At 45.9% G+C, this 24,619-nt stretch carries 21 protein-coding genes; 10 read left to right on the top strand and 11 right to left on the bottom strand.

The window, feature by feature from the left end:
• Window positions 1–83: 83 nt before the first annotated feature.
• Complete coding sequence (locus QT998_RS06885; protein ID WP_333114823.1) at window positions 84–932, bottom strand: 3'(2'),5'-bisphosphate nucleotidase CysQ family protein; 849 nt, start codon at window positions 930–932, stop codon at window positions 84–86.
• A 370-nt stretch (window positions 933–1,302) separates the two neighbouring features.
• On the bottom strand, window positions 1,303–1,605 hold the full coding sequence (locus tag QT998_RS06880) for a hypothetical protein (RefSeq protein WP_333114821.1): 303 nt from the start codon (window positions 1,603–1,605) through the stop codon (window positions 1,303–1,305).
• Between QT998_RS06880 and QT998_RS06875 the strand changes: the two genes are divergently transcribed.
• Window positions 1,580–1,861 carry a hypothetical protein gene (locus QT998_RS06875; protein WP_333088866.1) on the top strand — a complete coding sequence of 94 codons (282 nt, stop codon included), beginning with the start codon at window positions 1,580–1,582 and terminating at the stop codon, window positions 1,859–1,861. The two genes, QT998_RS06880 and QT998_RS06875, sit on opposite strands and share 26 nt — an antisense overlap.
• Before the next feature lie 126 nt (window positions 1,862–1,987).
• Here the strand turns inward: QT998_RS06875 and QT998_RS06870 are convergent, their stop codons facing one another.
• The 3 genes from QT998_RS06870 to QT998_RS06860 form a co-directional block, all read right to left on the bottom strand.
• Window positions 1,988–3,913 (bottom strand): alpha-amylase family glycosyl hydrolase, encoded by a 1,926-nt coding sequence (locus tag QT998_RS06870; RefSeq protein ID WP_333114819.1) that lies wholly within the window; start codon window positions 3,911–3,913, stop codon window positions 1,988–1,990.
• A gap of 606 nt (window positions 3,914–4,519) precedes the next feature.
• Window positions 4,520–5,383, bottom strand: coding sequence for an Npun_R2479 family HD domain-containing metalloprotein (locus QT998_RS06865; protein WP_333088870.1), 864 nt, complete (start codon window positions 5,381–5,383; stop codon window positions 4,520–4,522).
• 494 nt (window positions 5,384–5,877) lie between these two features.
• A complete protein-coding gene (locus QT998_RS06860) occupies window positions 5,878–6,192 on the bottom strand; it encodes a Mo-dependent nitrogenase C-terminal domain-containing protein (RefSeq protein ID WP_333088871.1) in 315 nt (104 codons plus the stop codon).
• Between the two features lie 319 nt (window positions 6,193–6,511).
• Between QT998_RS06860 and QT998_RS06855 the strand changes: the two genes are divergently transcribed.
• Window positions 6,512–7,327, top strand: a complete 816-nt coding sequence (locus QT998_RS06855; protein WP_194010787.1) for a cobyrinic acid a,c-diamide synthase — start codon at window positions 6,512–6,514, stop codon at window positions 7,325–7,327.
• 400 nt (window positions 7,328–7,727) lie between these two features.
• Here QT998_RS06855 and QT998_RS06850 read toward each other — a convergent pair whose 3' ends face one another.
• Window positions 7,728–8,792 (bottom strand): aldo/keto reductase, encoded by a 1,065-nt coding sequence (locus QT998_RS06850; RefSeq protein WP_333088874.1) that lies wholly within the window; start codon window positions 8,790–8,792, stop codon window positions 7,728–7,730.
• A gap of 288 nt (window positions 8,793–9,080) precedes the next feature.
• Here QT998_RS06850 and QT998_RS06845 point away from each other — a divergent pair, with 288 nt between their 5' ends.
• The gene (locus QT998_RS06845) at window positions 9,081–10,055 is read left to right on the top strand and encodes a VOC family protein (protein WP_333088875.1); all 975 of its coding nucleotides are present in this window, start codon (window positions 9,081–9,083) and stop codon (window positions 10,053–10,055) included.
• Between the two features lie 114 nt (window positions 10,056–10,169).
• Here the strand turns inward: QT998_RS06845 and QT998_RS06840 are convergent, their stop codons facing one another.
• Window positions 10,170–11,534 carry an NAD(P)/FAD-dependent oxidoreductase gene (locus tag QT998_RS06840; RefSeq protein ID WP_333088878.1) on the bottom strand — a complete coding sequence of 455 codons (1,365 nt, stop codon included), beginning with the start codon at window positions 11,532–11,534 and terminating at the stop codon, window positions 10,170–10,172.
• A gap of 457 nt (window positions 11,535–11,991) precedes the next feature.
• Here QT998_RS06840 and QT998_RS06835 point away from each other — a divergent pair, with 457 nt between their 5' ends.
• From QT998_RS06835 to QT998_RS06805, 7 genes are all read left to right on the top strand, one after another.
• Window positions 11,992–12,804: an SDR family oxidoreductase gene (locus QT998_RS06835; RefSeq protein WP_333088880.1), complete on the top strand. Its 813-nt coding sequence runs from the start codon at window positions 11,992–11,994 to the stop codon at window positions 12,802–12,804.
• Between the two features lie 39 nt (window positions 12,805–12,843).
• Window positions 12,844–15,474: an MGH1-like glycoside hydrolase domain-containing protein gene (locus QT998_RS06830; RefSeq protein WP_333088881.1), complete on the top strand. Its 2,631-nt coding sequence runs from the start codon at window positions 12,844–12,846 to the stop codon at window positions 15,472–15,474.
• Between the two features lie 564 nt (window positions 15,475–16,038).
• Window positions 16,039–16,533: a DUF2231 domain-containing protein gene (locus QT998_RS06825; protein ID WP_333088882.1), complete on the top strand. Its 495-nt coding sequence runs from the start codon at window positions 16,039–16,041 to the stop codon at window positions 16,531–16,533.
• A complete protein-coding gene (locus QT998_RS06820) occupies window positions 16,530–17,147 on the top strand; it encodes a DUF2231 domain-containing protein (RefSeq protein ID WP_333088884.1) in 618 nt (205 codons plus the stop codon). Before QT998_RS06825 ends, QT998_RS06820 begins: the two co-directional genes overlap by 4 nt.
• 62 nt (window positions 17,148–17,209) lie before the next feature.
• Entirely contained in the window at window positions 17,210–18,127 is a 918-nt protein-coding gene (locus QT998_RS06815) for a cytochrome c oxidase subunit II (RefSeq protein ID WP_333114817.1), read from the top strand.
• Window positions 18,128–18,186: 59 nt separating this feature from the next.
• Complete coding sequence (gene ctaD, locus QT998_RS06810) at window positions 18,187–19,860, top strand: cytochrome c oxidase subunit I (RefSeq protein WP_333088887.1); 1,674 nt, start codon at window positions 18,187–18,189, stop codon at window positions 19,858–19,860.
• Between the two features lie 176 nt (window positions 19,861–20,036).
• Complete coding sequence (locus QT998_RS06805; RefSeq protein ID WP_333088888.1) at window positions 20,037–20,648, top strand: cytochrome c oxidase subunit 3; 612 nt, start codon at window positions 20,037–20,039, stop codon at window positions 20,646–20,648.
• A 21-nt stretch (window positions 20,649–20,669) separates the two neighbouring features.
• Here the strand turns inward: QT998_RS06805 and QT998_RS06800 are convergent, their stop codons facing one another.
• From QT998_RS06800 to QT998_RS06785, 4 genes are all read right to left on the bottom strand, one after another.
• On the bottom strand, window positions 20,670–21,008 hold the full coding sequence (locus tag QT998_RS06800) for a glycine zipper domain-containing protein (protein ID WP_333114815.1): 339 nt from the start codon (window positions 21,006–21,008) through the stop codon (window positions 20,670–20,672).
• Between the two features lie 99 nt (window positions 21,009–21,107).
• Window positions 21,108–22,682, bottom strand: coding sequence for a GMC family oxidoreductase (locus tag QT998_RS06795; protein ID WP_333114813.1), 1,575 nt, complete (start codon window positions 22,680–22,682; stop codon window positions 21,108–21,110).
• A gap of 45 nt (window positions 22,683–22,727) precedes the next feature.
• Window positions 22,728–23,150: a fasciclin domain-containing protein gene (locus QT998_RS06790; RefSeq protein ID WP_228049741.1), complete on the bottom strand. Its 423-nt coding sequence runs from the start codon at window positions 23,148–23,150 to the stop codon at window positions 22,728–22,730.
• A gap of 75 nt (window positions 23,151–23,225) precedes the next feature.
• Window positions 23,226–24,374, bottom strand: a complete 1,149-nt coding sequence (locus QT998_RS06785) for an L-dopachrome tautomerase-related protein (RefSeq protein ID WP_228049742.1) — start codon at window positions 24,372–24,374, stop codon at window positions 23,226–23,228.
• Between the last annotated feature and the right edge of the window lie 245 nt (window positions 24,375–24,619).

Raw genomic sequence — 24,619 nt, 5'->3', positions numbered from 1 at the left:
TTCTGGCAGCTTATCTAATTGATGATAAGGGTACAGAGGCGCGCTTCACTTAAAATTGGCAGATTCTTTAATTTTAAACGGGTTTACAAAAGTGTCAGTGCCTTTTGAACTTTGCCCAACAGAGATTCTATGTAGTCCGGCCAGCCGATCGCGATCGACTGTGTGTGAGCCAGGGACTCAGGATCGATCGCGTCTTTAGTCCACCTCAGCGGTTGACCTTGCAAGTCGCAACAAACCAATCCGGCGGCTTTTGCTAGAGCCAGGGGGCCGGCGGTATCCCACACTTTAACTCTGCCGTTGAAATACAGGTACAAACCGGCTCGACCTTGTATGACTTCCATCACTTTTAAGCCAAAACTGCCGAGCGAGTAAAATTCGGCACCGGGGATGCTTTGGGCGATCGCCCCGCCGTAGTTTTTTTGGTCTTTGTCTCCGAGAATAATTTTACAGTTTTCTGGTGTCGGAGCCTCCGGCTGGCACGGGGCGATCGGCTGCGGCGCTTCGACTCCGACACTTTGGAACAATCCCCAATCTTTGCCTCCAAAATACATTTTGTCAAAAGCCGGGGCATAGATCCACCCGGCCACTGGTTCGGCCTCAACCAGCAGTCCCACCATCACGGCGTAGTGCTGTTTTCCCTGAATAAATCCCTCCGTCCCGTCGATCGGATCGATGCACCACAGCCGCGAGTAATTGGCCGAGTAAGCTGCTCTGGAGGCGATGTTTTCCTCTGCGATCGTGCCGTCTTCAGGAAACAAAGCGTTAAATGCTGCCGATAATTGTCCGTCTAAGTAGCGATCGATACTCGTCACGTAGTCGTCCGGGCCTTTCTGGCACACTTCAAAAGGTTGCGCCGCCAGCTTGTAAGCTTCCTGACCGCACTGGCGCATGGTGTAGCGAATTTTTTGGTCTTGTTCTGGAGAAATATACATGAGGTTTAAAATAAATGTTTTAGCTAACTTTCAGGATAAAATCTTAGTTCATTTGAATCGATCGATCGACCTCTGTCATTCGATTTTAGATTTTAGATTTTAGATTTTGGATTGATTCCACGGATAAATTCGGGAGCTTGAGGATTTGAGATTTTAGATACTCCCGATTGATTCGACGGATTGATTCCACGGATCGAGTACGTGGCGGGTACCACCTTTGAAATTCGCTTGTCACTGTTTTTGACTCGTACAGGATTTGATCGCGGGTGTCCTTGCAACCCCGTTTGCGAGGGCGATCGGGCAGTTGCTGTACCAGCCCCAGACAGGATTCTCCTCGCAATCTCCTAGGATAGAATCTTCTGAGGTTAAGTTAATTCCTGCCAGCACCAGCATTATAAGGAGAATATTTTGAAATATCATTGGGCGTTAGGGCGCAAAATAGACCTCGATGGCATTGAGCTCTATCCCAACTCCGAAAATGCCCCAGACACGTCCTGCGGGCTCTGAGAGACCGCTTAAATGCCACAGTCCACGCTGCCGACGGCGAAGCGATATCCTCCCTCGACAAACTGCGATCGAAAATTTCTTCTAAACCCGAACATTGGGCCGCCGCGCGCAAATTATCCGAGCAAGTCAGCAGCGGCGACGTGATATTTTGTACGGGCGAGGACATTGGCATTCCAGTGGTGGTGCTGTGCGGCGCTAAACCAGATCGCCCCAAAATTGTTGTATATTTCCACAATATCGATCGGCTGCGCGGCCGAGTCGCCCTAAAACTCTTCGGTTTAGCCGACAAAATTGATTTGTTCGCCGCCTGCGCCAGCCCTCAAACAAACGGGGACTTGCATACGCGCTGGGATTGCGGACTCAACTGCACTACGAACCAATTTTATATCGGTAAATCGATCGGACATGATATCAAACCCTAGCGTCCTTGTAGCGCAACACAAATCATGTCACCGGGCGCGCAATCCCCACCATAAATCTGACACGCCAATCATCAGTAAGGTCGCGTTGCACACCATACAATTGTTTAACAAACCCGCACCAAACTATTAAGATTCCCGTCCGCTAACCCACTTATCGCGCCATTTCACAGTGCCCTCGCTAGCCAAAACCCAGCGGCGACAAACCAGATTTTCTCGCAGCGGCGACTCTCCTTCCCGCAGCAAAATATACTTGTAACTAATCAACTTCCCCGCACTTTCATCAAACGGAATCTCCCCAAACCAAGTATTAGTATTAATGTATTCCAGCGGGTAAGCTTTGCTAATATCCCAATTCCCCAATTCAGGACAATCTCCAATCACCGCCACCCTTTCCCCAGGCTGAGTTTCAACGCTGTTAAGCTGCGCCCGCACAATGGTTTTTGCCTTAATCCGCTCTCCCACATGACTGAAAATAATTACTTCCCGCGCACCCAACTCTAAATCCTGCAACATCCCATCTTTCACTTCAAACTTGCGGCGCGACAAAACATCCGTATGTTCTCCATCAGGCAATTCAGTATCAACAGATTCGAGGGTGACAGAATCACCTCGATTCATCGCTACAAATACTAATGAATCCCGATAGCGCCGCACGTAACAATAGACATCAGGAGTTAAATATTTTTGCCACTGACTGCCCATCGAAATAGCAGGATTCAACCGCCGCAATCCTGACAGCAACCTTATGTCTCGGTAAATCGGCGAATCAGTATCCCACTTGTCCATCATCGGGCGGTTGTAAGGATCGTTGCCACCATTTGTATCGTCGTGCAGGTACTGTTCTGTACCGTAATAAATGCAGGGAATCCCGCGATTTGTCATAATTAAATTAACAGCCAACTTCAGCATTTCTGGATCGGGATTCAGCGATTGAAACCGGGGCATATCGTGGTTGTCAATAAAAGTAATCAACTCAGTAGCCCCGTAGTAGCGGCTATCTAAATCGAGCACATCTTGGATTAAATGAAATCCACTTTCAGCACCCTGGGCCAGCGCCTCCCGAATTGCCACGCACAAACCGAAATCTAAAATACTCATTCCCGACTCGTTAGCAAATTCGATAGATAAATCGTTTCTCGGATCGCTATAAATCCACTCGCCAAAGATGAAAACATCCGGTCTGTGCGTTGTAATATCAGCGTTAAATTCCTGCCAAAACCAGATCGGCATATGCTTAACAGTATCGACTCGCAGAGCATCAACACCCCGATCTATCCATTGTTTGATTGCTGATTTGATATAGTTGCGGTATTCGGGATTGTTTTCATTAAAAGTAGCTAAACCGGAAAGTTCGCAGTTTTGTACTTGCCATTCATCTTCCCAATTTTTGACTTCGCCGTAGTGGTGATACCAGTTATTTTTATCATTATTAAAATCAGCTATTTTTACACCATCGTCGTAAAGTTCGCCTTTTTTTCCGCTAAAATCTGGGTTGCTGTGGTTGCAGACAATATCCAGTATAAACTTCATTTGGCGCTTGTGCAATTCAGCAATTAACTTATCAAATAGGGTATCCTGATTTTCTTGAGTTTGGTTGAGAGATGGATTTTCATCTTTACCAATAAACCGAGGATTAAGGCGTTTAAAATCTTTAATCCAGTAGCCGTGAATCGCCGCTTGTTCGATAAATAATGCTTCTACTTGCTCAAATAAAGGAGTCAACCACAGTGCGGTAACACCCATGTCTTTTAAGTAATCGAGTTTGTCGATAATTCCCTGCAAATCGCCGCCCCAATATTTTCCCCAGTCTTTACCTTCGGGATCGTACAGTTCGGGATTTGGGCCTTCGTTATTTTCTGGATCGCCGTCATGAAAGCGATCGACTACAATGAAATAAATTGTTTCTTGGCGAAATTCAATGTCTCTGGTGTAGAGGAATTCTAAATCGAGTTCGCTTTCTGGTTGAACTTCTGCTACCAGAGACTCAATTTTTTCTTCGGGTTTGGTAGTTTCGTATTGAGAGGAAGTTTGAGTGGGAGTGACTGGTGTCATGAGAAATATGTTTTGATTTAGTAAGATTGGTCAGTTATTCGGAGCTAGAGTCGGAGATAGCCTTCTCATCTGACTAACTTTTACAGCATCATACGGAATTTACTGGTTGAATAAAATCTGTCTAAAGACAGATGGTGGAGTCGTCTATAGGTTTGTATTGAGGACTTCAGTCCTCAAAGTTTGATGGTAGTTGTGCAATTCCCTGGCCGATAGCTGCGCTTCACGGACTTTTCCCCTTTTTTTATCCCTTCCGCAAATTTTGGATATCTTCTTTTTTGAGATTTTTGTGGGGTGGGCCGAATATCTCGCCTCTATATTCGATTTAAATGCCGATCGACTTTTTCAACAAACTCCATCAAATGCTTGACGAATTTGGTTTGAATTTTGGTGCGTTCGACATCATTCGCGACGAGGACGACACGGTTTATTTGATCGAACTCAATCCTAACGGACAGTGGTAATGGAGCGAAATTCTCGCGGAAATGCCGAGGGTTCGCGCCACGGTCGAACTCATTGAAAATTTGGCGCTGCAATATCAACAGTATTGCTGAATTCGATCGCGAATTCTACATTTTATTGAGATTGCTTTCTCGCAACTATCGGGAATCAACGAACTACAGCCACTTCCTCAACTTCCACTTCAGAATGCTCCACCCGAAACACATTTGCATTCAGATTAGCGACAATTTGCTTCCCCTGCTGCGTCAGTTCCAAATAGCCGATCGCATCTTTGACATACCTATACACAACATTCCAATAAAACTTAGGATACCCGTCCCGCAAATCCCCCGGATTGCGATATCCCAACACCTGATTTTGACCAGTCTCCTCAAACTCGTAAAACAGCGCAGCAACCTTTTGCAAATATCGCGGATCGCTCAACTGACCGATTAAATCCGCCGCCCGCAGCAAACCCGGATAATTCGCAGTATTTTGATGATCTTCCCCTGCTGGAACCGGGAAACGAGTTAACTCAATATTCCGCTTAACTTCCTCGGCATCAATCAGTCTGTGACCTCCAAAACGCTCTTCAATAAACATTTTTGCGCGATCGACATGATAAGGGGTCAAACTCGCATCCGTCGCCCCCCGAGGTAGTGTTAATTTAAAGTCGCCTATGCCCGTCGCATAAAGTCCCATATCTGTTCTATCTTGCTGGCAAACGCCCTTGACGTATCCGATATCGTGGCACAGCAAAGCAATGTGGAAATGCAGCCAATATTCGCAGCAAACACCACCCTCACGGATGTGCTTGCCTCGCAAAATTTCTTGTCCTACCAATGTCACTAAAATAGTATGTTCTACATTGTGGTAAAGAGCATCGCTATTAGCAATATTTTGTAAAGCCATATCGGCTACCCAACCAATAATCTCGCCATAGTCAGATTTGAACCCGCCGTAGGTGTGGCGGTAGCCTTCAATTAGCCGATTTACAAAAGTATTAATCAGCAGTTCAGTTGCGTTAAACATATTCACTTGCTTGAGCAAAAATAGCTTGTTAAATTATTTCTTTACTTATTTTTTTTGATGCTACCGTTTGATATTTTAGTATTTGTCAAAATTAATGCTACACAATAATTTTTGTTTTCCACCCTGTGTAAGTAATTGGACAGAATTAATTACACACTGATTTTTTGCTGATTCTTTACTAGACAAGGCTTGTAGCCCAGAGTTTTGTGTAATTAATGGTGTCTTACTACTTATCAGGTGCGCGGCACCCTCGAAACAGCCGATCGCATTTCAAGATTTTTTGAGCGGGTGACGCACCCTAGAACTAATGTGGCATAATTAAGAATTTGTCTGATTTTTTACTTATTTGCCACGATGAATGCCCGCTCCTATCTAGAGGCATTCACTCATATTATCAAATATAATGAGTTAAATTTGGAATCTCGCAACTAGCAGAGCGATGCACCCAGTAAACAATCGATCTCGACGGGCGATCGAGGTATAACACCCCTCAATCAGCAGTACCGCGTTACATCTTCCCCGCATACGTCAGCCAAAAACGAGAGAGAGCGAAAACGCAACCCCACTAATTCTTCATATACCGGATTGAGTTTGCACATCGGGGGTATGTGGAAAAGATGGTGTCCCCATAGCTTGATATCTCTCTCAAAAGGACACTGTGAGGGTATAAGTTGGCACAACCACCGAGCTACTTGCCGATCGCCCACTGCAATGCCATCCAGCCACCGTCGCGCTGGTTGGACGAGAAACTTGCCAAAACTTAAGTATTGACACCGATTTTTAGGAAAAATACTTGTAGTCGAATTCATGATTGACCTCAGTAGTTATTACCAACAAAAAGCTCTGAATCACTCTTCTCAATCATCAATCAAACCCGCCGTTACGACAGTGACGTGAATAAGTTTTTCGTGTGATACCAAACGCCCTAAAATGTGATATATTAAGTTCATAGTCGTGATTGTAAGTCCGCAAAAATGTGAGACAGATCACTGGGTGCACTCTTTAGGCCGTGTAGCATCACATAGAGCAAAAAAATTATGATATTTTCTAACTCCCTGCATCTGCCTTACCCTACTACTTGCCTGCGAAACATTACCTGCTCAATTTACTAACAGAAGGTTTCAGGCAATGATTCAACAAAATGATAAAAATGCCGACCTTTTTCAACGCCCCCACACAAATACCGTGCTGGAAAAACTCCCTGTAGAAGTTAAAGCTTGGGCCGAAAGTTTACCTTGGAACCAGCGGCGCTACGTTTTGTCCCTTTCCTACATCTTGTGCGCCACTACTCCAGACTTGCAAGCAGAATTTTTAGATGACTATACAGCCGACGGCTTAGTCTCAAAAATGTTTGAAGATGTCGATACTCTCCACCGAGTCAAAGAGTATTTAATCAGATTCCAAGTCAAAAAAGAATTGAACGAATCTGATTTGAGAAGCTACATCAAACAATTTTACATCCACTCAGCTCAACAAGCGCGCCGAGAAACCGATCAATATTTAGAATCCGCGCTCCGCTTTGTCTTGAGCACAGAAGAACGCAATAATGTTTTTAACTACATTTTGGGTTTTGAGTTTATTAAAATTGTGTTTCAAATGAGTTGGTTGCAACATGAAAGATTAGCCAGACTGCAAAAAAGTCAGTCGCAGTTTATTGAAAGTTACATCAAGCCGATTCAACACGCCCACAGAATTAATGGCATAATTGTACCGAAAGATGAGAGAATATTTTTTGCCAGACGCACATATTACGTTCAACAGCCCAACATTTCTTACAGAAAACTCATTGAGTTAGTCATGGCCAGTTTTACTACAGAAATGGTGACTCAATGCGGATTTTCGATCAGCCGCCACTCTCAAGCTTTCCAGTTTGACTGCGACTACATTTACGATCCAGAACCGGAAGAAGAAAGATTTCCTACTGACTTGCAATTTATTCATTAGACTGATTCTATTAATTGTGAATCGGGCATCTTACCTGCTAGCTTACTGGCTTTTGAGAATTCGTCTATTGAGTGTACGCAATAATACCAAATCCGAGTTTGCCATCCCCTTTATCTTCTGACTCTTCTCTTTCCTCTTCTCTTCGCGCTATAAGTATCTTCCCGGTTCAATCGTAAAGGGGGTATGTTACCCGGATTTGGTATAAGCTGTGCATTGCTCGCCCGACATATAGCCGAGTCTCAATTTTATTGACACTCTATGCAAAAAGCATTTTTTTTACAGGGCTAGCGTCCCCGAAGAGCCAGTATTTTGTACCGTGCGAGAACGTCAAGAGCTCGCACGGTACAAAGCAAAATACAGATGCGCTGGATGCTTCCTCTGCAGATCGATACAAAAGCGCTTATCCCAGCCAGGATGGATTCATGGCGGTACTGTCAAATTGACTGCTGGTTTTATACAGTTCGTATTGACCTTTTGCCGCCGCAGAGCGAGTGCGATCGAGCATCGCCGCCACTTGTGCTGCATCCATCGGCTTAAACGTGCGGGCTGCCTCAAATGCTTGATCGAGAAGCTGCATGGTATCGATCCCAGTAATCACCACAGAAGTCGGCAGATTCATCGCATAGTGGAGACATTCGATCGGCGTAACTGTGTTGCTTCTAAGAACGTAGGAGTCGCCCATCGATTTCATCCCCAATACGCCGATTTTGTTCTGCACCAGCACGGGCAAAACTTGTTTCTCAAAACTTCTGAAATGGCCGTCCATCACGTTGAGCGGCATCTGTACCGTGTCGAAACGGAAATTGTGTTGAGCGGCAAGTTCCAGCATTCGCAGGTGAACCAAAGGATCTTTGTGTCCGGTAAACCCGATGTATCGAATCTTGCCAGCTTTCTGCGCTTCCACCACAGCCTCCATTGCTCCACCGGGGGCAAAGATGCGATCGGGGTCTTCCATGCGAATAACTTCGTGATGCTGCATCAGGTCGATGTAATCGGTCTGCAATGCCTTCAGCGAGTCGTCAATCTGCATCATAGCAGCGCCCTTGGTGCGACCGTCGAGCTTCGTCATCAGAAAAACTTTTTGCCGATAGCCGTCCTTGAGCGCTTGCCCCATCCATCGATGGCTGCGTCCGTTGTGATAGTCCCAGGAGTTGTCCATGAAATTGATGCCGCGATCGATCGCACTGCGAATCAGCTTAATACTTTCTTGCTCCTCTCGAAGCCGTCCGATATGGTGTCCGCCTAAGCCAATTGCAGACACTCGCTCTCCTGTGCCTCCCAGTGTCCTGTAACTCATCTCGCCGCTCAAACTTTGAGCTCGGGCCGCTTCACTTCGAGCGTATACTTGGGGTGGTTCATCTTGAGCGTATAGGGGTTTAAAAAAACCTTCTGAAGCTGCCATTCCTGCTGCAACTAAACTCGAAGCAGAAGTTACCTTCAACAATTCGCGTCTGCTAATACCCACAAATCTCTCCTTTTTTTAAAATACTAGAACTCACTCTCTACCAGACAATCTGGGGACTGCAAGCTTTTAACTTTTACAATCCTAGGAAGGCGGCAGGGCGATCGCATCTTTCCAAGGACGTACTGCTATTGTTATGTTTAAAATGCTAGGCTGTCTCAAATAATTAAAAGTTCAGGTCAAACAAGCGGAGTCGAGCGGCGAGGTATGAGGAAAATTTCCCCAAGTTTTTTCGCATCGGGCTGCAATCTTCGGCGCTGCTGAGAATTTAGATAAAGCACTCCCAAGTTTATGAATAACCCTTCTCTTCTACAAGTGCAGAAAATTAGAGCCATTGGATTGACGGTCAAAAATGCCGATCGCTCCCAGGAGTTTTATACCAAAGCACTCTCCTTTAAATTTGTTTCGGATATTACGGTTGAAGGGCAAAATTACAGCGAGCTCGAAGGTGTTGAGGGGGCAAAAATCCGCATTGTTACTTTGCAGCTTGGAGATGAACAAATTGAGTTGATGGAATATCTGAATGTTGAGGGAAAACCCATTCCCAAAGATTCCCAAAGTAACGACTTGTGGTTTCAACATTTGGCAATTGTAGTCAGTGACATCGATCGCGCCTTTGCACACCTGCGCTCTTTTCCCATTGTCCCCATCTCCACTGCACCCCAAACAATACCGCCGGAAAATCAAGAAGCTGCTGGCGTGAGAGCTTTTAAATTTAAAGACATTGACGGCCACAATTTAGAGCTAATTTGGTTCCCGGAGGACAAAGGACAAGAAAAATGGCATCAAAAGAGCGATCGCTGCTTTTTAGGAATCGATCACAGCGCGATCGCGATTAGCAACACAGAACAAAGTCTTCACTTTTACCGCGACTTACTGGGAATGCAAATTAAGGGAGGCAGCCTCAACCAAGGCGAAACCCAAGTTCGCCTCGATAATTTGCCAGAAGCTAAAGTCAAAATCACCGCACTTCGGCCGATTCAAGGCGGTTTAGGAATTGAACTGTTAGACTATTTAGTTACTCCAAAAGGCCGCCCCATACCGAGGAATTGGAAAAGTTGCGATATTGCTCATATGCAAGTCCAACTAATTGTTAACGATCTAGATCGACTATTGGAAAAGTTGCGACAAAATAAAGTTGAGTTAATCTCGCCGCAGATCGTGCAATTTGGAAATAATTCCAGTTTTTCCCGCCAAAGTTGCCTCGTCAAAGATCCTGACGGACACGCAATTTTACTGACATCAATTCCGGTTGAACCGGAATGATGTTAACAGTTAACAGTCAACAGTTAACAGTCAACAGTCAATTTACTATTCCGATGAAGAGAGGATTTGATATCAGAAACTAAGCTATTTCAAAAGATTGCTAAATTTTAGCCATTAACTAGCTGTATTATCTTTGCTATCTCCTAACATTTGCATCAATTTTCGGGCGACTACAACGCCCACTACCGCACCGCCAACCCATTTAACCACATCGGCAGTATGAATCGGGTGCAAGTGGCGATCGAAAATTTCATCTTTCAGCCATTCCTCTGTTACTTTTAAATTATGAACGGGAGTGGGCAATAACTCTAAGTAACTACCTTGGCGGATTAAGTGACCGAGTTCTCCGGTTACTTCAAAGCTATTGTAAATGTTAGCGACACTTTCTTCTATCCCAAGTTTTAGAAGTGTTCCCCGCAGGTTAACTTCCGCAGGTTTTAGCTCATTTCCCAAAGCCAGAGCATTCAAATTGTGAGCGATTGCAGCTCCCTGCTGATAAGCAACTTGAGCGGTGGGAGGTAAGGAATTGCCTTGCACTGCTGCACAATCTCCCCCTGCAAAAACTTCAGGAAAATCTAGCAGTTGCAGTGTAGGGTTCACGAAAGGGCGACCGTGTTTGTCTCGCGATTCATCAGAAATTGCTAAACCTTTAATTAGCGAATTAATGTTAGTTCCTGTCGTCCAAATCACTGTACCTGTTGATAAAGTTTTCGCCTGTCCGTGGCGCTGATATTCTACTTCGTTGGGGCGAATAGCTGTCGCTTTTGCCTCCATAATAAATTCTACTGGTACTGTGCGTTTTTGCAGAGCATTTGTCGCAATTTCGCGCAGGTGACTATTAATATCGTTCTCCAGGATTTGCTCGCCGTGATTGAGTAAAACGACCCGGACTTCCTCTGCATTGCCGCCCATTGCAGCATACCAATTTGGCAGTAAATCGCCTAAGGTACCTGCCATTTCCACCCCGGAAGCTCCAGCACCTATGACGGTGACAGTCAGGAATTTGCGGCGCTTTTGGGCACTTTGAATCTGAAGAGCTTGTTGCAAGCAGTCGCGCAGGTGTTTGTCAATGGCGATCGCATCTTCTCCGGTACGCAGAGGAAACGCATTCTCTTGAGCTCCCTCAACTCCAAAATATCCTGTAACGCTACCTAAAGCCAAAACTAAATTGCTGTAATTGTAAGCATCTCCCGATGTTACTTTGACTTCTCGCTGTTGTAAATCAATCGATTGAACGGCATCTTTAACAAAAATTACACCGCTACCTTTTAGCAATTCGTCATAGCGCGGCCAAACTTCTTCTGCACCCATTTCGCCGCTAAAATATTCGTAAAGTAACGGCTTAAAGCAAAAGCGATCCTCTTTTTCGATCAAAATTACAGAACGGGGATAGTGTTGGTGGCTCAAGTGCAAAGCTGTAAATAGTCCAGCAAAGCCGCCACCTACAATTACAGTTTGATAGATTGTGTTGTTCATCATACTGTTAGTTAAATTTGATAATTTTCTTGATGCACTAATTATTATACAAAAATGCAGCTTGATTCTAACTAACCTCAACTTATATCCGGTTCGGCCGATTGCGATCGCCAAAACGGATCGCGCGTGGGTCAGTCAGTGTCGGCTCCCTGTGGACAACTCAACTCCGCACGCGCGATCGAATCTGACTGCGGTTAATTGACAGGATATGATATTAGGGTAATTCTTATTCAAAGGTATCTGCCTTAAGAAAGACATAATTTAAAATTATATATTTCTTAAGGCATAAATAAATTTAAGTAGTAATGGCTAGACGCTATTACTAGCATGAGCTTCAACTAAAACAATCTCTTGTATAGACTATTTTTATGACAAATTTGACACAAGTTTGTTATCAATTTGACTAATAGAGTCTATATAATAAATGTCAAATAAATTTTCAAAATGACGGAGAAAAAATATGAGCTTTTCCCCTGAGCTTCTTAAAGGCCAAAAAGCTCTGGTAACGGGCGGAAGTTCTGGTATCGGCGAAGCGATCGCCCGTGCTTTAGCTGCAGCAGGTGCATCTGTTGCTGTCAATTACCACTCGGAAGCTGAAGACGCGCAGAAAATTGTCGAGGATATCAAAGCCGGGGGTGCAGAAGCGATCGCCATTGGTGCCGATGTCAGCAAAGAAGACGAAGTTAAGGCTATGTTCCGTCAGGCGATCGAGGAATTTGGTACGATCGACATCCTGGTTAATAACGCAGGTCTGCAAAAAGATTCGTCCTTTGTAGACATGACACTCGACCACTGGAACCTAGTCATTGGAGTCAACCTAACCGGACAGTTTTTGTGTGCTCGCGAAGCTGCCAAAGAATTTCTGCGGCGGGGCGTACAACCTCATATTTCGGCGGCTGCCGGCAAAATTATTTGCATGAGCTCAGTACATGAGGTAATTCCTTGGGCGGGTCACGTCAACTATGCTGCTAGTAAAGGCGGTATAAATATGATGATGCGGAGTATTGCCCAAGAACTCGCACCCCAGAGAATTCGAGTTAATAGTATTGCGCCAGGGGCAATCAAAACCCCCATCAATACATCAGCATGGAATACACCAGAAGCCGAAGCAAAATTGTTAAAACTTATTCCTTACAATAGAGTGGGAGAAGTAGAAGATATTGCTAAAACGGCTGTTTGGCTCGCTTCGGATGACTCGGATTATGTCTGCGGTGCAACGATGTTTGTGGATGGCGGCATGACTTTGTATCCAGGATTTGCTACAGGCGGCTAATCGAGATTATATAATCTAAAATCTGGCGGGATCGACTAAATGGGTGCTGAAGACAAACGAATTCAAGAAAATGCTGAAATGAAAGCGCACTGGAACCGCTGGGGTTCTTATTTAAGCGATCGCCAGTGGGGAACAGTCCGCGAAGATTATTCGCCAAACGGTGAGGCTTGGGAGTATTTCCCTCACGATGCTGCGCGATCGCGCGCCTACCGCTGGGGTGAAGATGGATTAGGGGGATTTTGCGATCGCCACGGTCAACTCTGCTTCGCCCTAGCACTGTGGAACGGCCGAGATCCGATTTTGAAAGAGCGTTTTTTTGGGCTGACTAACAGTCAAGGAAATCACGGAGAAGATGTCAAAGAATACTACTTTTATTTAGACAATACCCCAACTCATTCTTATATGCGGTGGCTGTACAAATATCCGCAGCAAGAATATCCCTATACCTTGTTGGTTGAGGAAAATGCCAAGCGCGACAAATATCAGCCAGAATATGAGTTGATGGATACGGGAATTTTTGAGGGCGATCGCTACTTCGATATCGTTGCTGAATACGCCAAAGCATCCCCAGAAGATATTTGCATTCGGATCGGCGCAACTAACCGAGGTTCAGAAACAGCAACCCTTGACTTATTGCCGAGTTTATGGTTTCGCAATACTTGGTCTTGGACGGATAGCAAAAAATCAGCGTATGTGGCTCGATCGGGCGATGGAGTTATCAAAGCTAACCATCCAAAATATGGCGATCGCTGGCTATTTTGTCAAGGCAATCCTCCCCTGTTATTTACTGAAAATGAAACCAACCTACAGCGCCTGTACGGTGTCGCCAATACCTCACCTTACGTTAAAGATGCTTTCCACGAATTAATCGTTCGCGATCGCCAAAAAGCTGTAAATCCCGCTCAAATCGGTACTAAAGCCGCCGCTCACTATCACCTGGAAATTGAGCCAGGAGAAACTGCAGTTATTCAACTTAGATTTACTGATGTTTATACCGACAATGCTTTTAGCCAAGAATTTGCAGACACCTTCATTCAAAGGCAAAAAGAAGCCGATGAATTTTACGAATCGCTAACTCCAAATCTTGAGGAAGATGTCCGCAACGTACAGCGTCAAGCCTTTGCTGGCTTATTGTGGACTAAACAGTTTTACGCCTACGATGTTCGCACTTGGTTGCGAGGCGATCCTGCAGAACCCATACCACCGGCGCAGCGTTTAAACGGTCGCAATGCTGAGTGGGAAAGCTTTTATGCAGAAGAAGTCATTTCCATGCCAGATAAATGGGAATATCCTTGGTTTGCAGCCTGGGATTTGGCATTTCACTGCATACCGATCGCCTTAATCGATGCTAACTTTGCCAAGCGCCAATTACTGCTGCTAACTCGCGAGTGGTATATGCACCCAAACGGTCAAATTCCCGCTTATGAATGGGCATTTGGAGATGTCAACCCGCCCGTGCAAGCTTGGGCGGCATGGCGAATTTATAAAATTGAAGAAAAGCGAGTAGGTAAAGGCGATCGGGACTTCCTAGAACGGATGTTTCACAGAATGCTGCTCAACTTTATTTGGTGGGTAAACCGCAAAGATCCTCAAGGTGCAAATTTGTTTCAAGGCGGCTTTTTAGGCTTAGATAATATTGGGGTATTTGACCGCAGCAAACCATTACCAACTGGCGGCTATTTGGAACAAGCAGACGGCACTGCGTGGATGGGAATGTTTTCGCTGAATATGTTAGCAATTGCCTTAGAACTTGCCCGCGAAGATCCAGTTTACTCGGACATGGCGCTCAAATTTTTTGAACACTTCCTTCACATAGCCGATGCTGTCAACCATGTCGGCCCCCAAAAAATCGGTTTGTGGGACGATGAAGACGGCTTTTACTACGATGCTCTGTCTCTGCCTAACGGTGAATGTTCCTTGCTAAAAGTCCGCTCAATGGTGGGGATGACGCTACTATTTGCCGTCGATACCTTGGAAACTGAATTATTAGAAACAGTGCCGGGATTTAAAGAGCAAATTGATTGGTTTTTGAAGAACCGCCCGGAACTGACAAATAATATTGCCAGTATGGAAATTCCCGGAGTCGGCGAGCGCAGGCTGCTTTCAATTACCACCCCCCAAGGATTGCAGCGCGTCCTCAAAAGGCTGCTAGATGAAAATGAATTTCTTTCGCCCCACGGCATTCGTTCCCTCTCTCGCTATCATTTAGAACATCCGTTTATCTTTGAGTGGGATGGCATTAAATATCAGGTAGACTATGAGCCTGCTGAGTCTACAACTGAGCAATTTGGTGGCAACTCAAACTGGCGCGGCCCGATTTGGTTTCCGTTAAATTTCTTATTAATTGAATCCTTGCAAAAATATTACCATTATTTCGGTGATGACTTCAAAGTAGAATTTCCTACTGGCTCTGGAGTTATGATGAATTTATGGGAAGTTGCCTTGCAATTAGAGCAGCGGCTAAATAGCATTTTTATCAGAGGTAAAGATGGTAAAAGACCAGTCTATGGCGGTTTAGAAAAGTTTCAAAACGATCCTCACTGGCAGGATTTGATTTTGTTTCACGAATACTTTCACGGCGACAACGGTGCAGGATTGGGCGCGTCTCACCAGACGGGATGGACTGCTGTGGTGGCGAAACTGATCCAGCAAGTGAGTGACAAACCATGAAACTGACAATGTTTTGTTTAAATCGATGTTTAGATATGAAATTGGCAATTTTCAGCAAACCGTATAGCCCTCTAACTATAAAGACAAGATTGCTTTGTAGTGAGGACTTTAGCCCTTCTAATTGCGGACTAAAGTCCTCACTACGAACCTGTAAAATGTTGATACTTGGTAATTGATTGGATGTCAGGAACCTCAGCCCTGACGGCATGAGGCTTGAAAGAGAAATCTCAAAAGCCGTCCTGACCAGCCTAAGTCTTAACTGACTACGTTTTTTGAGTCACGACACTCCTTGAATGCGTAGCTAGTTTTCCGCTCTGTCATTTGCAGTTAAACAGTTTTAAGGTCCCTGAAACGGTGCTGCAAGTCTAAAAAGCTCTTAAAACATGGGCGAAGCTAACTTTACCCCAGAAATGGGAGTTTGAGGTAACCATACCTCATCGGAGGGGCAACCATACCCCTCCACCCCGCGAGGGGATTTAAATTAATGCAAAGCCGTCCTTTTAGGACGGGGTTTCTACCCATTTTTCTGATGATATAATTCATTGATGCCGTAAGGACAAAGCAATGCCTGCTCTACCTCTCAATAGCGAAAATCTACCTTACCCCGATCCGCTCCATCCGATTCTTGTCCACTTTGTAATTGCGATGGTAATTTTCTCGTTTTTCTGCGACGTTGTGGGATATTTCACTCGCAATCACCGCTTGTTTGAAGTGAGTTTCTGGAACTTGTTTGTGGCGACAGTTTCCATATTCCTAGCTGTGATGTTCGGTCAGTTTGAAGCTGGTTTGGCGCAACCTTACGAGGTGGTTAAACCGGTACTGAATTTGCACGCGATTACGGGATGGTCGCTGGCGGCAATTATGGCGGGAATTATGGGTTGGCGCTTTGTAATTCGCAGGCGCAGTCCCTTGAAAGTACCGCCGGCTTATCTGGGGGCGACAACTTTTTTGAGTTGTTTGGTTTTATTTCAAACATATCTGGGAACTCGGCTGGTTTGGGTTTACGGGTTGCACGTAGAGCCGATCGTTGAAGCGACGAAAAGAGGAATTTTGCAATGAACTCGCAACTCGTGCAGCAACTTATCGATCAATTGGGGTTCAAGCTAGGTGCAAATAGACTGCCCTACGAAGTGCCAATTCATCCGAATTTGGTGCATTTTACCCTTGGTTTGTTTATAATTGCCATCTTGTTTGATATAGCAGGAAATCTTTTTCCGCTAGAAAGACCGATTTTGAAATTTTTGGCTGTCCCTGCGCTGCGATCGGGCTTTTATGATGTGGGCTGGTACAATTTGGTGGCAAGTGCGATCGTCACATTTTTTACTGTCGCAGCCGGATTTTTCGAGATTATGCTCGCAGATCCCCCTGCGAATGTCAAGAGTGCGTGGGGGTTGGGTGCAGCGCCGACTATGGTATTGCACGGTTTGGGCGGAGTTTTGCTGTTGGGGGCGATCGTTGCCCTGACCGTGTGGAGGGGGTTTCAGCGCTACCGCTGGCGCAAAGAAGCCAGCAGACAAGTGCAGTGGAGCTATTTGCTAGCAGGCGTTGTCATGCTGGGTTTACTATTCGTTCACGGGACGCTCGGAGCACACATGGGAGACCAGTTTGGGATTCACAATACGGCTGCGGGTTTGCTCCGACAGGGATTAAATCCTAGTTCTGTCCTCAAGTAAATAGGTAAATAAATTAAGAGTTTCGACTTAGAATACGCATCTTTTCAAGCAGCAGGAATTTTATGAAAGTTTTCATGAGCTTGCTATTGGCGATCGCGATCGCCTTAGATATGATAGCCAGCCACTGGGTAGGACAGCAGGCCTATTCTTGGATGCCCAGTCAGGGAACCGCAGAAGCCCAACAAGTTGACAATCTGTTTAGCTTCTTGGTGTCTATCGGAACGTTTATTTTTATCGGAATTTCTGCCATTATCCTCTATTCTATCCTCACTTCCCGCGCACCGAAAGGAGACTTCAGCCACGGTCATCCTGCGAGGGGAAATTGGAAAATCGAGGTTCTTTGGGTAGTTGTTCCGGTGTTGTTAGTGACGTGGGTTGCCGCTCAAAGCTACATGATTTATCAGAAAATCAACATCCAAGGTTTGACACCGATCGCCCACTTGCACCTGCCTCTAGAAGAACCTGTTTATGCCGCCGAAAAACCTACGGAAAACAACAACAATTCTAAACCAGTTGCTGAAGAAATTGAGGTAATTGCTAAACAGTGGTCTTGGTCTTTCCGCTATCCGCGCCAGAATGTTACCAGCACAGAATTGCACCTGCCAGCTAATCAAAACGTGCGGCTGACATTGCAATCGCTGGATGTTATTCACGGTTTCTACGTTCCTGAATTCCGCATCAAGCAAGATATCATTCCCAACCGCAGTATTAATTTTGTGTTTGCGCCGATCCGAGAAGGCAAATATCGGTTGAGAGATTCTCAATTCAGCGGCACTTACTTTGCCCTGATGGATGCGGATGTGTACGTTGAATCCCCCGCAGCTTACGATCGCTGGCTGACCAAAGCTGCGACACAATCGCCAACTCCTGCAAGCAATCAGGCGGTTTCCGAATACAAAAAGCAAGTGCAGAAAACCAGAAGCAGCTTCTGGCCGACTGTGACACCGGCTCCGCCTCCTGTGGTAAATCATCCCAACTGATCGAACTATTCGGCAAAAAAACAGAATTTGCTCTCGATTAATGACTAAGTAACTGAAAAATGACAAATAACTCGATTGAAAACATAGCCAACGGTGGCGCTCGTGAAAGCGATCTCCGCGAAAATCCGATTCATTGGCGGCGCTACATCAGCTTCAGCAAAGATCACAAAGTTATCGGCATTCAGTACCTAATTACTGCTTTTATCTTCTTTTTAATCGCGGGTTTATTCTCGATGATTATGCGCGCCGAACTGATCTCTCCAGCATTAAATCTAGTCGATCGCCCGCTGTACAATGGCTTGTTCACCATGCACGGGACAATAATGATCTTCCTGTGGGTTTTCCCCTGCATGGTGGGTCTAGGCAACTACCTGGTACCGCTGATGATCGGGGCGCGGGACATGGCGTTTCCCCTCCTTAATGCCATCTCCTTCTGGATAATTCCCTTCGCAGGCATCCTGCTGATTTCCAGCTTCTTGCTGCCCAGCGGCACCGCCCAGGCCGGCTGGTGGTCTTACCCGCCGGTCAGCATCCAGAACCCGTCGGGCGATTTAATCAACGGCCAATTTATCTGGCTGGTGAGTGTGGCGCTGCTAGGCATTTCGTCGATTATGGGGGGAATTAACTTCGTAACGACGATCGTCAGAATGCGAGCACCGGGCATGACTTGGTTCCGAATGCCAATCTTTGTGTGGACGGTTTTGAGCGCCCAGTTGCTGCAACTGTTTTGCCTGCCAGCCCTGACAGCGGCTGCGGTGCTGATGTTGTTCGATTTAGCCTTGGGGACAACCTTTTTCGATCCTTTTAACGAAGGCAGCCCGATTCTCTACCAGCACTTATTCTGGTTTTACTCGCACCCTGCAGTTTACGTAATGGCGCTGCCGGCCTTCGGTATTTTCTCGGAGATTTTGCCTGCTTTTTCCCGCAACCCTTTGTTTGGCTATAAATCAGTAGCGGTTGCATCCTTTGCAATTTCTCTACTCAGCATCTTCGTTTGGGTACACCATATGTTCGCCAGCGGCACTCCCGGCTGGATGCGGATGCTGTTCATGTTCTCCACCATGTTAGTCGCCGTGCCGACTGGCGTTAAGGTATTCGCTTGGACTGCTACCGTTTGGGGCGGAAAGCTGCACCTACAAACGCCGATGCTGTTTGCCTTGGGTGGCGTAGTCATGTTTCTGTTCGGCGGCATCACGGGCGTTATGCTGGGGGCCGTGCCTTTTAATCTGCACGTAAATAATACTTATTTTATAGTCGGCCACTTCCACTACATTGTGTTCAACACCATCACAATTGCGATTTTTGGAGCAATTTACTACTGGTTTCCCAAGATGACTGGGCGGATGTACGCCGAGGGCTGGGGCAAAATCCACTTCTGGCTAACTTTTATCGGGGCTAATCTGACTTTCTTTCCGATGCACCCGTTGGGCTTGCAAGGGATGGTGCGCCGGGTTGCTTCCTACGATCCGCAATACCAAGGGTTGAACGTCATTGCCAGTTTGGGGGGATTTCTGCTGGGGGTATCGACGCTGCCTTTTATCGTCAATATGGTGGTTTCCGCGCTGCAGGGCCCGAAAGCAACGGACAATCCTTGGCACGCTACGGGGTTGGAGTGGACTGTTTCTTCGCCGCCGCCTGTTGAGAATTTTGCCCAGATTCCGATTGTGACTTTGCCGCCGTACCACTATGTCGATTCTCCCGATCCGATTACCCAGGCTTCTGCTCAAGAATAGCTGCAATTTCAACCGCTGATTTCAGGCAGATAAACACAGATTAACGCAGATAATTTCAAGAATTGAGATCGATTGAATGCTAGAGGTATTTTCTTCCTGATGACCAATAACTAATGACCAATAACTAATGACTAATGACTCATGACTAATGACTAATGACTAATGACCAATGACTAATGACTTCTTCACTTATGGCAAATCCTACGCATTCAGGCCGATCGCCCCAAGAAAGCAACGAAAATTCTCAAGATCGCAAAAAGCGGATGTTTGGCTTTACCGCATTCTTGCTTTCCGAGAGTATGGTCTTCCTCAGTTTTTTCGCCGCCTACATCATCTTGCGGCAGACAACTCCCAACTGGATTCCTCCTGGTATCCCGAAATTAGAGGTGCTTAAACCTGCGATCAACACGGCGGTACTGGTTTCGAGCAGTTTTGTCATTTACTTTGCCGAACAGGCCCTCGATCGCCGGAAACTGGGTTTATTTCGCTTGCTGTGGCTGGTGGCATCCTTAATGGGAACTTACTTTTTAGTTAATCAGGCGATCGAGTGGAACAACCTATCTTTTGGGCTGACTACAGGGTTGTTCGGCGCGACATTTTATCTGCTGACTGGGTTTCACGGTTTGCACGTTTTTGTCGGGATTATCTTGCAGCTAATTATGCTTGTCCGTTCTTTCCTTCCGGGGAACTACAACGGCGGCCACTTCGGCGTGAGTGCGGCTTCTTTGTTTTGGCACTTTGTTGATGTGATTTGGATTGTTTTGTTCTCGCTGGTTTATCTGTGGTAGTTCTATTTCTTTGCCAAAACCCTACCCTTGCGGTTTTGATAGTGCTTGTAATTCTTCCCAAGTGTAATGTTTGGGCAATTCAACTGGCTTAGCATTAGCGCCTAAACCTAACCCGATCGCCGGCTCAATTTCGGCGATCGCCTCTGAAGCAACATCAGCCACTGCACTACCTGCCATACCGCCCGCGATCGCCCCTGCGATGCTACCAATGGCCGCACCAACCTTTCCGCCAACAGAATTACCAATGGCCGCACCAGCTACACCGCCGCCGACTGCGCCCAATCCTGTGGCGATCGGGTGAGATTCAGATGTTTCTGATTGGTCTTTATCGTTTTCATTCGGCTGTTTAACATCATTCATTGCCATTATTTCCTCACAAATTTTGCGGGTTTTCAATTTTTTCTTAATTGGTTCGTAGTGAGGACTTTAGTCCTTTCTTTCTCAAGGGATAAAATGAGTTTATTTTAACCGCTCAGCGATGCGATCGCCAACCCGCAGCGCATTTGCCATAATCGTCAGCGTCGGGTTAACCCCCGAATTTGACGCGAAAAAACTGCCATCCACAACATAGAGATTCTCAACATCGTGGGTGCGGCAATTCACGTCAAGCACTGAAGTTTTGGAGTCTGTACCAAACCGACAAGTGCCACATTGATGACCAACTGATTGTACCGGCATCTCGGCGCGAGGATACAGGCTAAAAGGAATGACGTGCTTGGCCGAACGGTGGAGGGATTTGACTACAGATGTCCAGCGGTGAATTAGCCGATCGCCCGCTTCGGTATTGTTCGGCGTATAATCCAAGTAAATTCGATCGCCTTCCACCCGAACACGATTGTTTGAATCTGGCAAATCTTCTGTTTGCAACCACCAACCAACCGATCGCTCAGCAATCAAATGCCGCTCGTATTTAGGAATCAATTTTACCAGCGGAGCCATCAGCGCCGGAGCCTCCGCCGGCAGCATATCAGCTAACACATTGCCCGTATTTTGTACCATACCCATTGGATAAGGAAAATCCGGCTCTCCCCAATAATAATCATTGACAGCAATAGTTTTTTGAAAGTTAGCTGCATTCACATCTAAGTGCATAGCAACTAAAGCAGTCGCCAGGTGTTTCATTAAATTTCTGCCCACCTGATCCGAACTATTTGCTAATCCATTGGGGTGCTGCTCGTTAGCAGATTGCAACAACAAAACAGCCGAATTAATCGCACCGCAGGAAACCACCACAATATCGCCTGTAAATTGCTGTCGTTCCCCTAAAATTTCGGTTTCTACCCCCGTCACTTCTCGCCCGGATTTGCTGGTATGCAGCCTCAAGACTTTGGCATTAGTTATTAGGGTGAAATTAGCATATTTTTCGCGGGTAGGGCGAATCGCATTCACCTCCGCATCGGCTTTCGCACCTACTAAACAAGGATAGCCGTCAAAAGTATCGCAGCGAATGCAAGGGCTGTTTGTGCGATCGGCTTCATTCAGCTTTAATCCTAAAGGTAAATGAAACGGATTGTAACCGAGCGATCGAATATCGTCCGCGAGCACCTGCATATCCGGTTCGTGGCTGACAGGAGGATAAGCATAAGGTTGGCTGCAGGGCGGTTCAGTCGGATCTGTTCCCCGCTCTCCATGAACGTCATAGAGTGCTTCAGCTTGCGTGTAATACGGCTCAAAATCTGCGTATTTGAGCGGCCACTCTGGAGAAAATCCTTGTTTGTGAATTACGCGATCGAAATCTCGTTCCCGCAGCCGTAAAAGAGCCGCACCATAAACCTTTGTATTGCCGCCAACCCAATAGCCCGTCTGGGGTCGAAACTCCTTTTCTTCCCTGTCGTACCAGCACTCATCCGTATGATAGCGCTCTTTTTGATAAACTTCCAGCGCGCTCCAATTTGCTTTTTCCCTGGGTAAAAAGTCGCCTCTTTCTAGCACCAAAATCCTTTTACCAGTCGGTGCGAGACGGTGAGCAAGCGTACCTCCGCCCGCTCCCGTGCCAATAATAATGATATCGTAGTGGTTCGCCGAATTTACCATTGCCTAATCTTTTCTTAATTGTGCTGGTTTGGGAATAATGTTCCCTTAACTCACTGATTCAATCTTACCCAGAAATTCAGGAATCACAACTGTATCGATAATGTGAATTACACCGTTATCTGCTTCCACATCTGGCTTGACTACCTTAGCATTGTTTACCTTAACTCCATTAGCAGTATCAATCTTGAGAGTTGAACCTTCGGAGGTGGTGGCTGAATTAGTTTTGCCAATTTCTGCTGCCGCGATTTTCCGCTCGCGAATCACATGATAGGTTAAAACTTTCATCAAATCCCGGATATATTTTAGCAAAGCTTTTACAGTTCCCGACGGCAGTTTAGAAAACGCTAAATCAGTTAGTTCCAACACGGCAAAAAAGCCTTCTGTTTTTAAACCTTCTACCAAGCTAGCAGCATTTAGAGCTGTTATTAAATTACTCCAAAAAACCGCATTAATTGCAGTATTTACCATAAATATCAGATCTCGATCTTTCTCCTGAATATTTCAGGTAATCTTGCAAAAAATAATGAATTTGCCAACTAGATTTTAGCTGCGATCGAGCAACACTTGCCCCGCATTAATTTGGATGCGAAACAGGCTGTAAGGTTTCTCGCGCAAGTCTTGCCCGTTATGATAGCTGGGGTTCCTATTCCACTGATCTACAGTAAAGTAGAGATAGCCATCTTGGGCAACAAATAGGCAATTCGGCCACAGCATTCGCGCATCGTGGGCGAGTGTTTCCCACGTACCATCAGGGAGGTGGCGCAAAATTGAATTGTTTTCGTAGTTTGTCACGTAAAGGTGATTTTTGTCGTCGGAAACCATGCCGCCAGAAGCGCCTTTTTCACCGTGATCGATGACTGTGGCGGCAACATTTTCATCAGGTAAATTTTGATTAACTAATGCTTCAATACTGACGCTGTAAAGGTGTCGGCTTGCTAGGGGACAATAGAACAGTCTTTGACCGTCACCGCTGAGGGCAATGCCATCGCTGCCGGTGTGAATGTGCTTGGCCGGTTTGTTGGGATGCCGCACCATCATCGGTTGACCTTCGACTATGGGCAAAAAGCCGGGAATTGGTTTAGTTGAAGGATGGTCATTGAGTTTTCTCCAACTATTTCCGGTGGCTAAATCTACGACAACAATGCCGTTAGGCCCTTCTTCCGAGGAGTCGGTAATAAATGCAATCCCATCCTCTCCCCAGCGCAAATCGACGCGCACGTCATTCAAGGTAGAATTGGCAGAGGCGACGGATTCGGGAAACAGAATTTTCTTGACAATACGATCGCCATTCAGGTCAATTCCCACCAGTTTCGGGCCGCCGGAGGGAACTAAATTTTGCTTAATTTTTGCATGATCTAACAGCCAAAGGCGATCGCGCGCGTCGATGGTCATCCCTTGAACGCACAGCAACTTTTCTGAGGGCGAAGCTAAATCTAACTTGTGGATTTCTGCATTGGGGTAGGGAACAGGATTGCCGTTTTTTTCTAGTGGCTGTTTGAGTTCCGCAACGGTGAATTCTACATCGTCAACCAGTCGGGGATAGCTGATGAAAATTCGCCCTTGCTTGGATACCGCAACCCCGATCGGCATGGCATCCTCGAATAGCGTTATTAGCTCTAAATTGCCAGCAGATTTGTCGGCTGGCAGTGAAGGCACAGCGGCCATAGATTTGGTTGCGGCTAAGTTCGCCATTGCACTAATCCTATTGAGAGTTTGAAGAATTTTAAAAACTAGAAAATTGGACGTTGATTGTATCTAAAAAATCTCTGCCATGCTATTGCTATTTACCATAAAAAATGGGTGTAAAGCCTCCCCCTGTAGGGTGCAAGGAAAAATCCATTTCCTTCGCTGACAATCACTTTGCGCTTGAGTCCGAGGTAACTGTCAACTGTCAATTGTTTACTGTCAACTGTTGAAAAAATTTGCATGACCCACCA

Source organism: Microcoleus sp. S1D4 (assembly GCF_036700765.1).
Lineage (GTDB): Bacteria > Cyanobacteriota > Cyanobacteriia > Cyanobacteriales > Microcoleaceae > Microcoleus.
This window is presented reverse-complemented; position numbering and strand designations above follow the sequence as displayed.

Coding starts and splice junctions, on each gene's coding strand:
- QT998_RS06795 (WP_333114813.1), bottom strand. CDS start 22,682: ATGGTAAATTCGGCGAACCACTACGATATCATTATTATTGGCACGGGA.
- QT998_RS06785 (WP_228049742.1), bottom strand. CDS start 24,374: ATGGCGAACTTAGCCGCAACCAAATCTATGGCCGCTGTGCCTTCACTG.
- QT998_RS06880 (WP_333114821.1), bottom strand. CDS start 1,605: ATGTCCTCGCCCGTACAAAATATCACGTCGCCGCTGCTGACTTGCTCG.
- QT998_RS06845 (WP_333088875.1), top strand. CDS start 9,081: ATGAATAACCCTTCTCTTCTACAAGTGCAGAAAATTAGAGCCATTGGA.
- QT998_RS06860 (WP_333088871.1), bottom strand. CDS start 6,192: ATGAATTCGACTACAAGTATTTTTCCTAAAAATCGGTGTCAATACTTA.
- QT998_RS06855 (WP_194010787.1), top strand. CDS start 6,512: ATGATTCAACAAAATGATAAAAATGCCGACCTTTTTCAACGCCCCCAC.
- QT998_RS06805 (WP_333088888.1), top strand. CDS start 20,037: ATGACTTCTTCACTTATGGCAAATCCTACGCATTCAGGCCGATCGCCC.
- QT998_RS06790 (WP_228049741.1), bottom strand. CDS start 23,150: ATGGTAAATACTGCAATTAATGCGGTTTTTTGGAGTAATTTAATAACA.
- QT998_RS06830 (WP_333088881.1), top strand. CDS start 12,844: ATGGGTGCTGAAGACAAACGAATTCAAGAAAATGCTGAAATGAAAGCG.
- QT998_RS06885 (WP_333114823.1), bottom strand. CDS start 932: ATGTATATTTCTCCAGAACAAGACCAAAAAATTCGCTACACCATGCGC.
- ctaD (WP_333088887.1), top strand. CDS start 18,187: ATGACAAATAACTCGATTGAAAACATAGCCAACGGTGGCGCTCGTGAA.
- QT998_RS06865 (WP_333088870.1), bottom strand. CDS start 5,383: ATGTTTAACGCAACTGAACTGCTGATTAATACTTTTGTAAATCGGCTA.
- QT998_RS06835 (WP_333088880.1), top strand. CDS start 11,992: ATGAGCTTTTCCCCTGAGCTTCTTAAAGGCCAAAAAGCTCTGGTAACG.
- QT998_RS06815 (WP_333114817.1), top strand. CDS start 17,210: ATGAAAGTTTTCATGAGCTTGCTATTGGCGATCGCGATCGCCTTAGAT.
- QT998_RS06840 (WP_333088878.1), bottom strand. CDS start 11,534: ATGATGAACAACACAATCTATCAAACTGTAATTGTAGGTGGCGGCTTT.
- QT998_RS06870 (WP_333114819.1), bottom strand. CDS start 3,913: ATGACACCAGTCACTCCCACTCAAACTTCCTCTCAATACGAAACTACC.
- QT998_RS06820 (WP_333088884.1), top strand. CDS start 16,530: ATGAACTCGCAACTCGTGCAGCAACTTATCGATCAATTGGGGTTCAAG.
- QT998_RS06825 (WP_333088882.1), top strand. CDS start 16,039: ATGCCTGCTCTACCTCTCAATAGCGAAAATCTACCTTACCCCGATCCG.
- QT998_RS06800 (WP_333114815.1), bottom strand. CDS start 21,008: ATGAATGATGTTAAACAGCCGAATGAAAACGATAAAGACCAATCAGAA.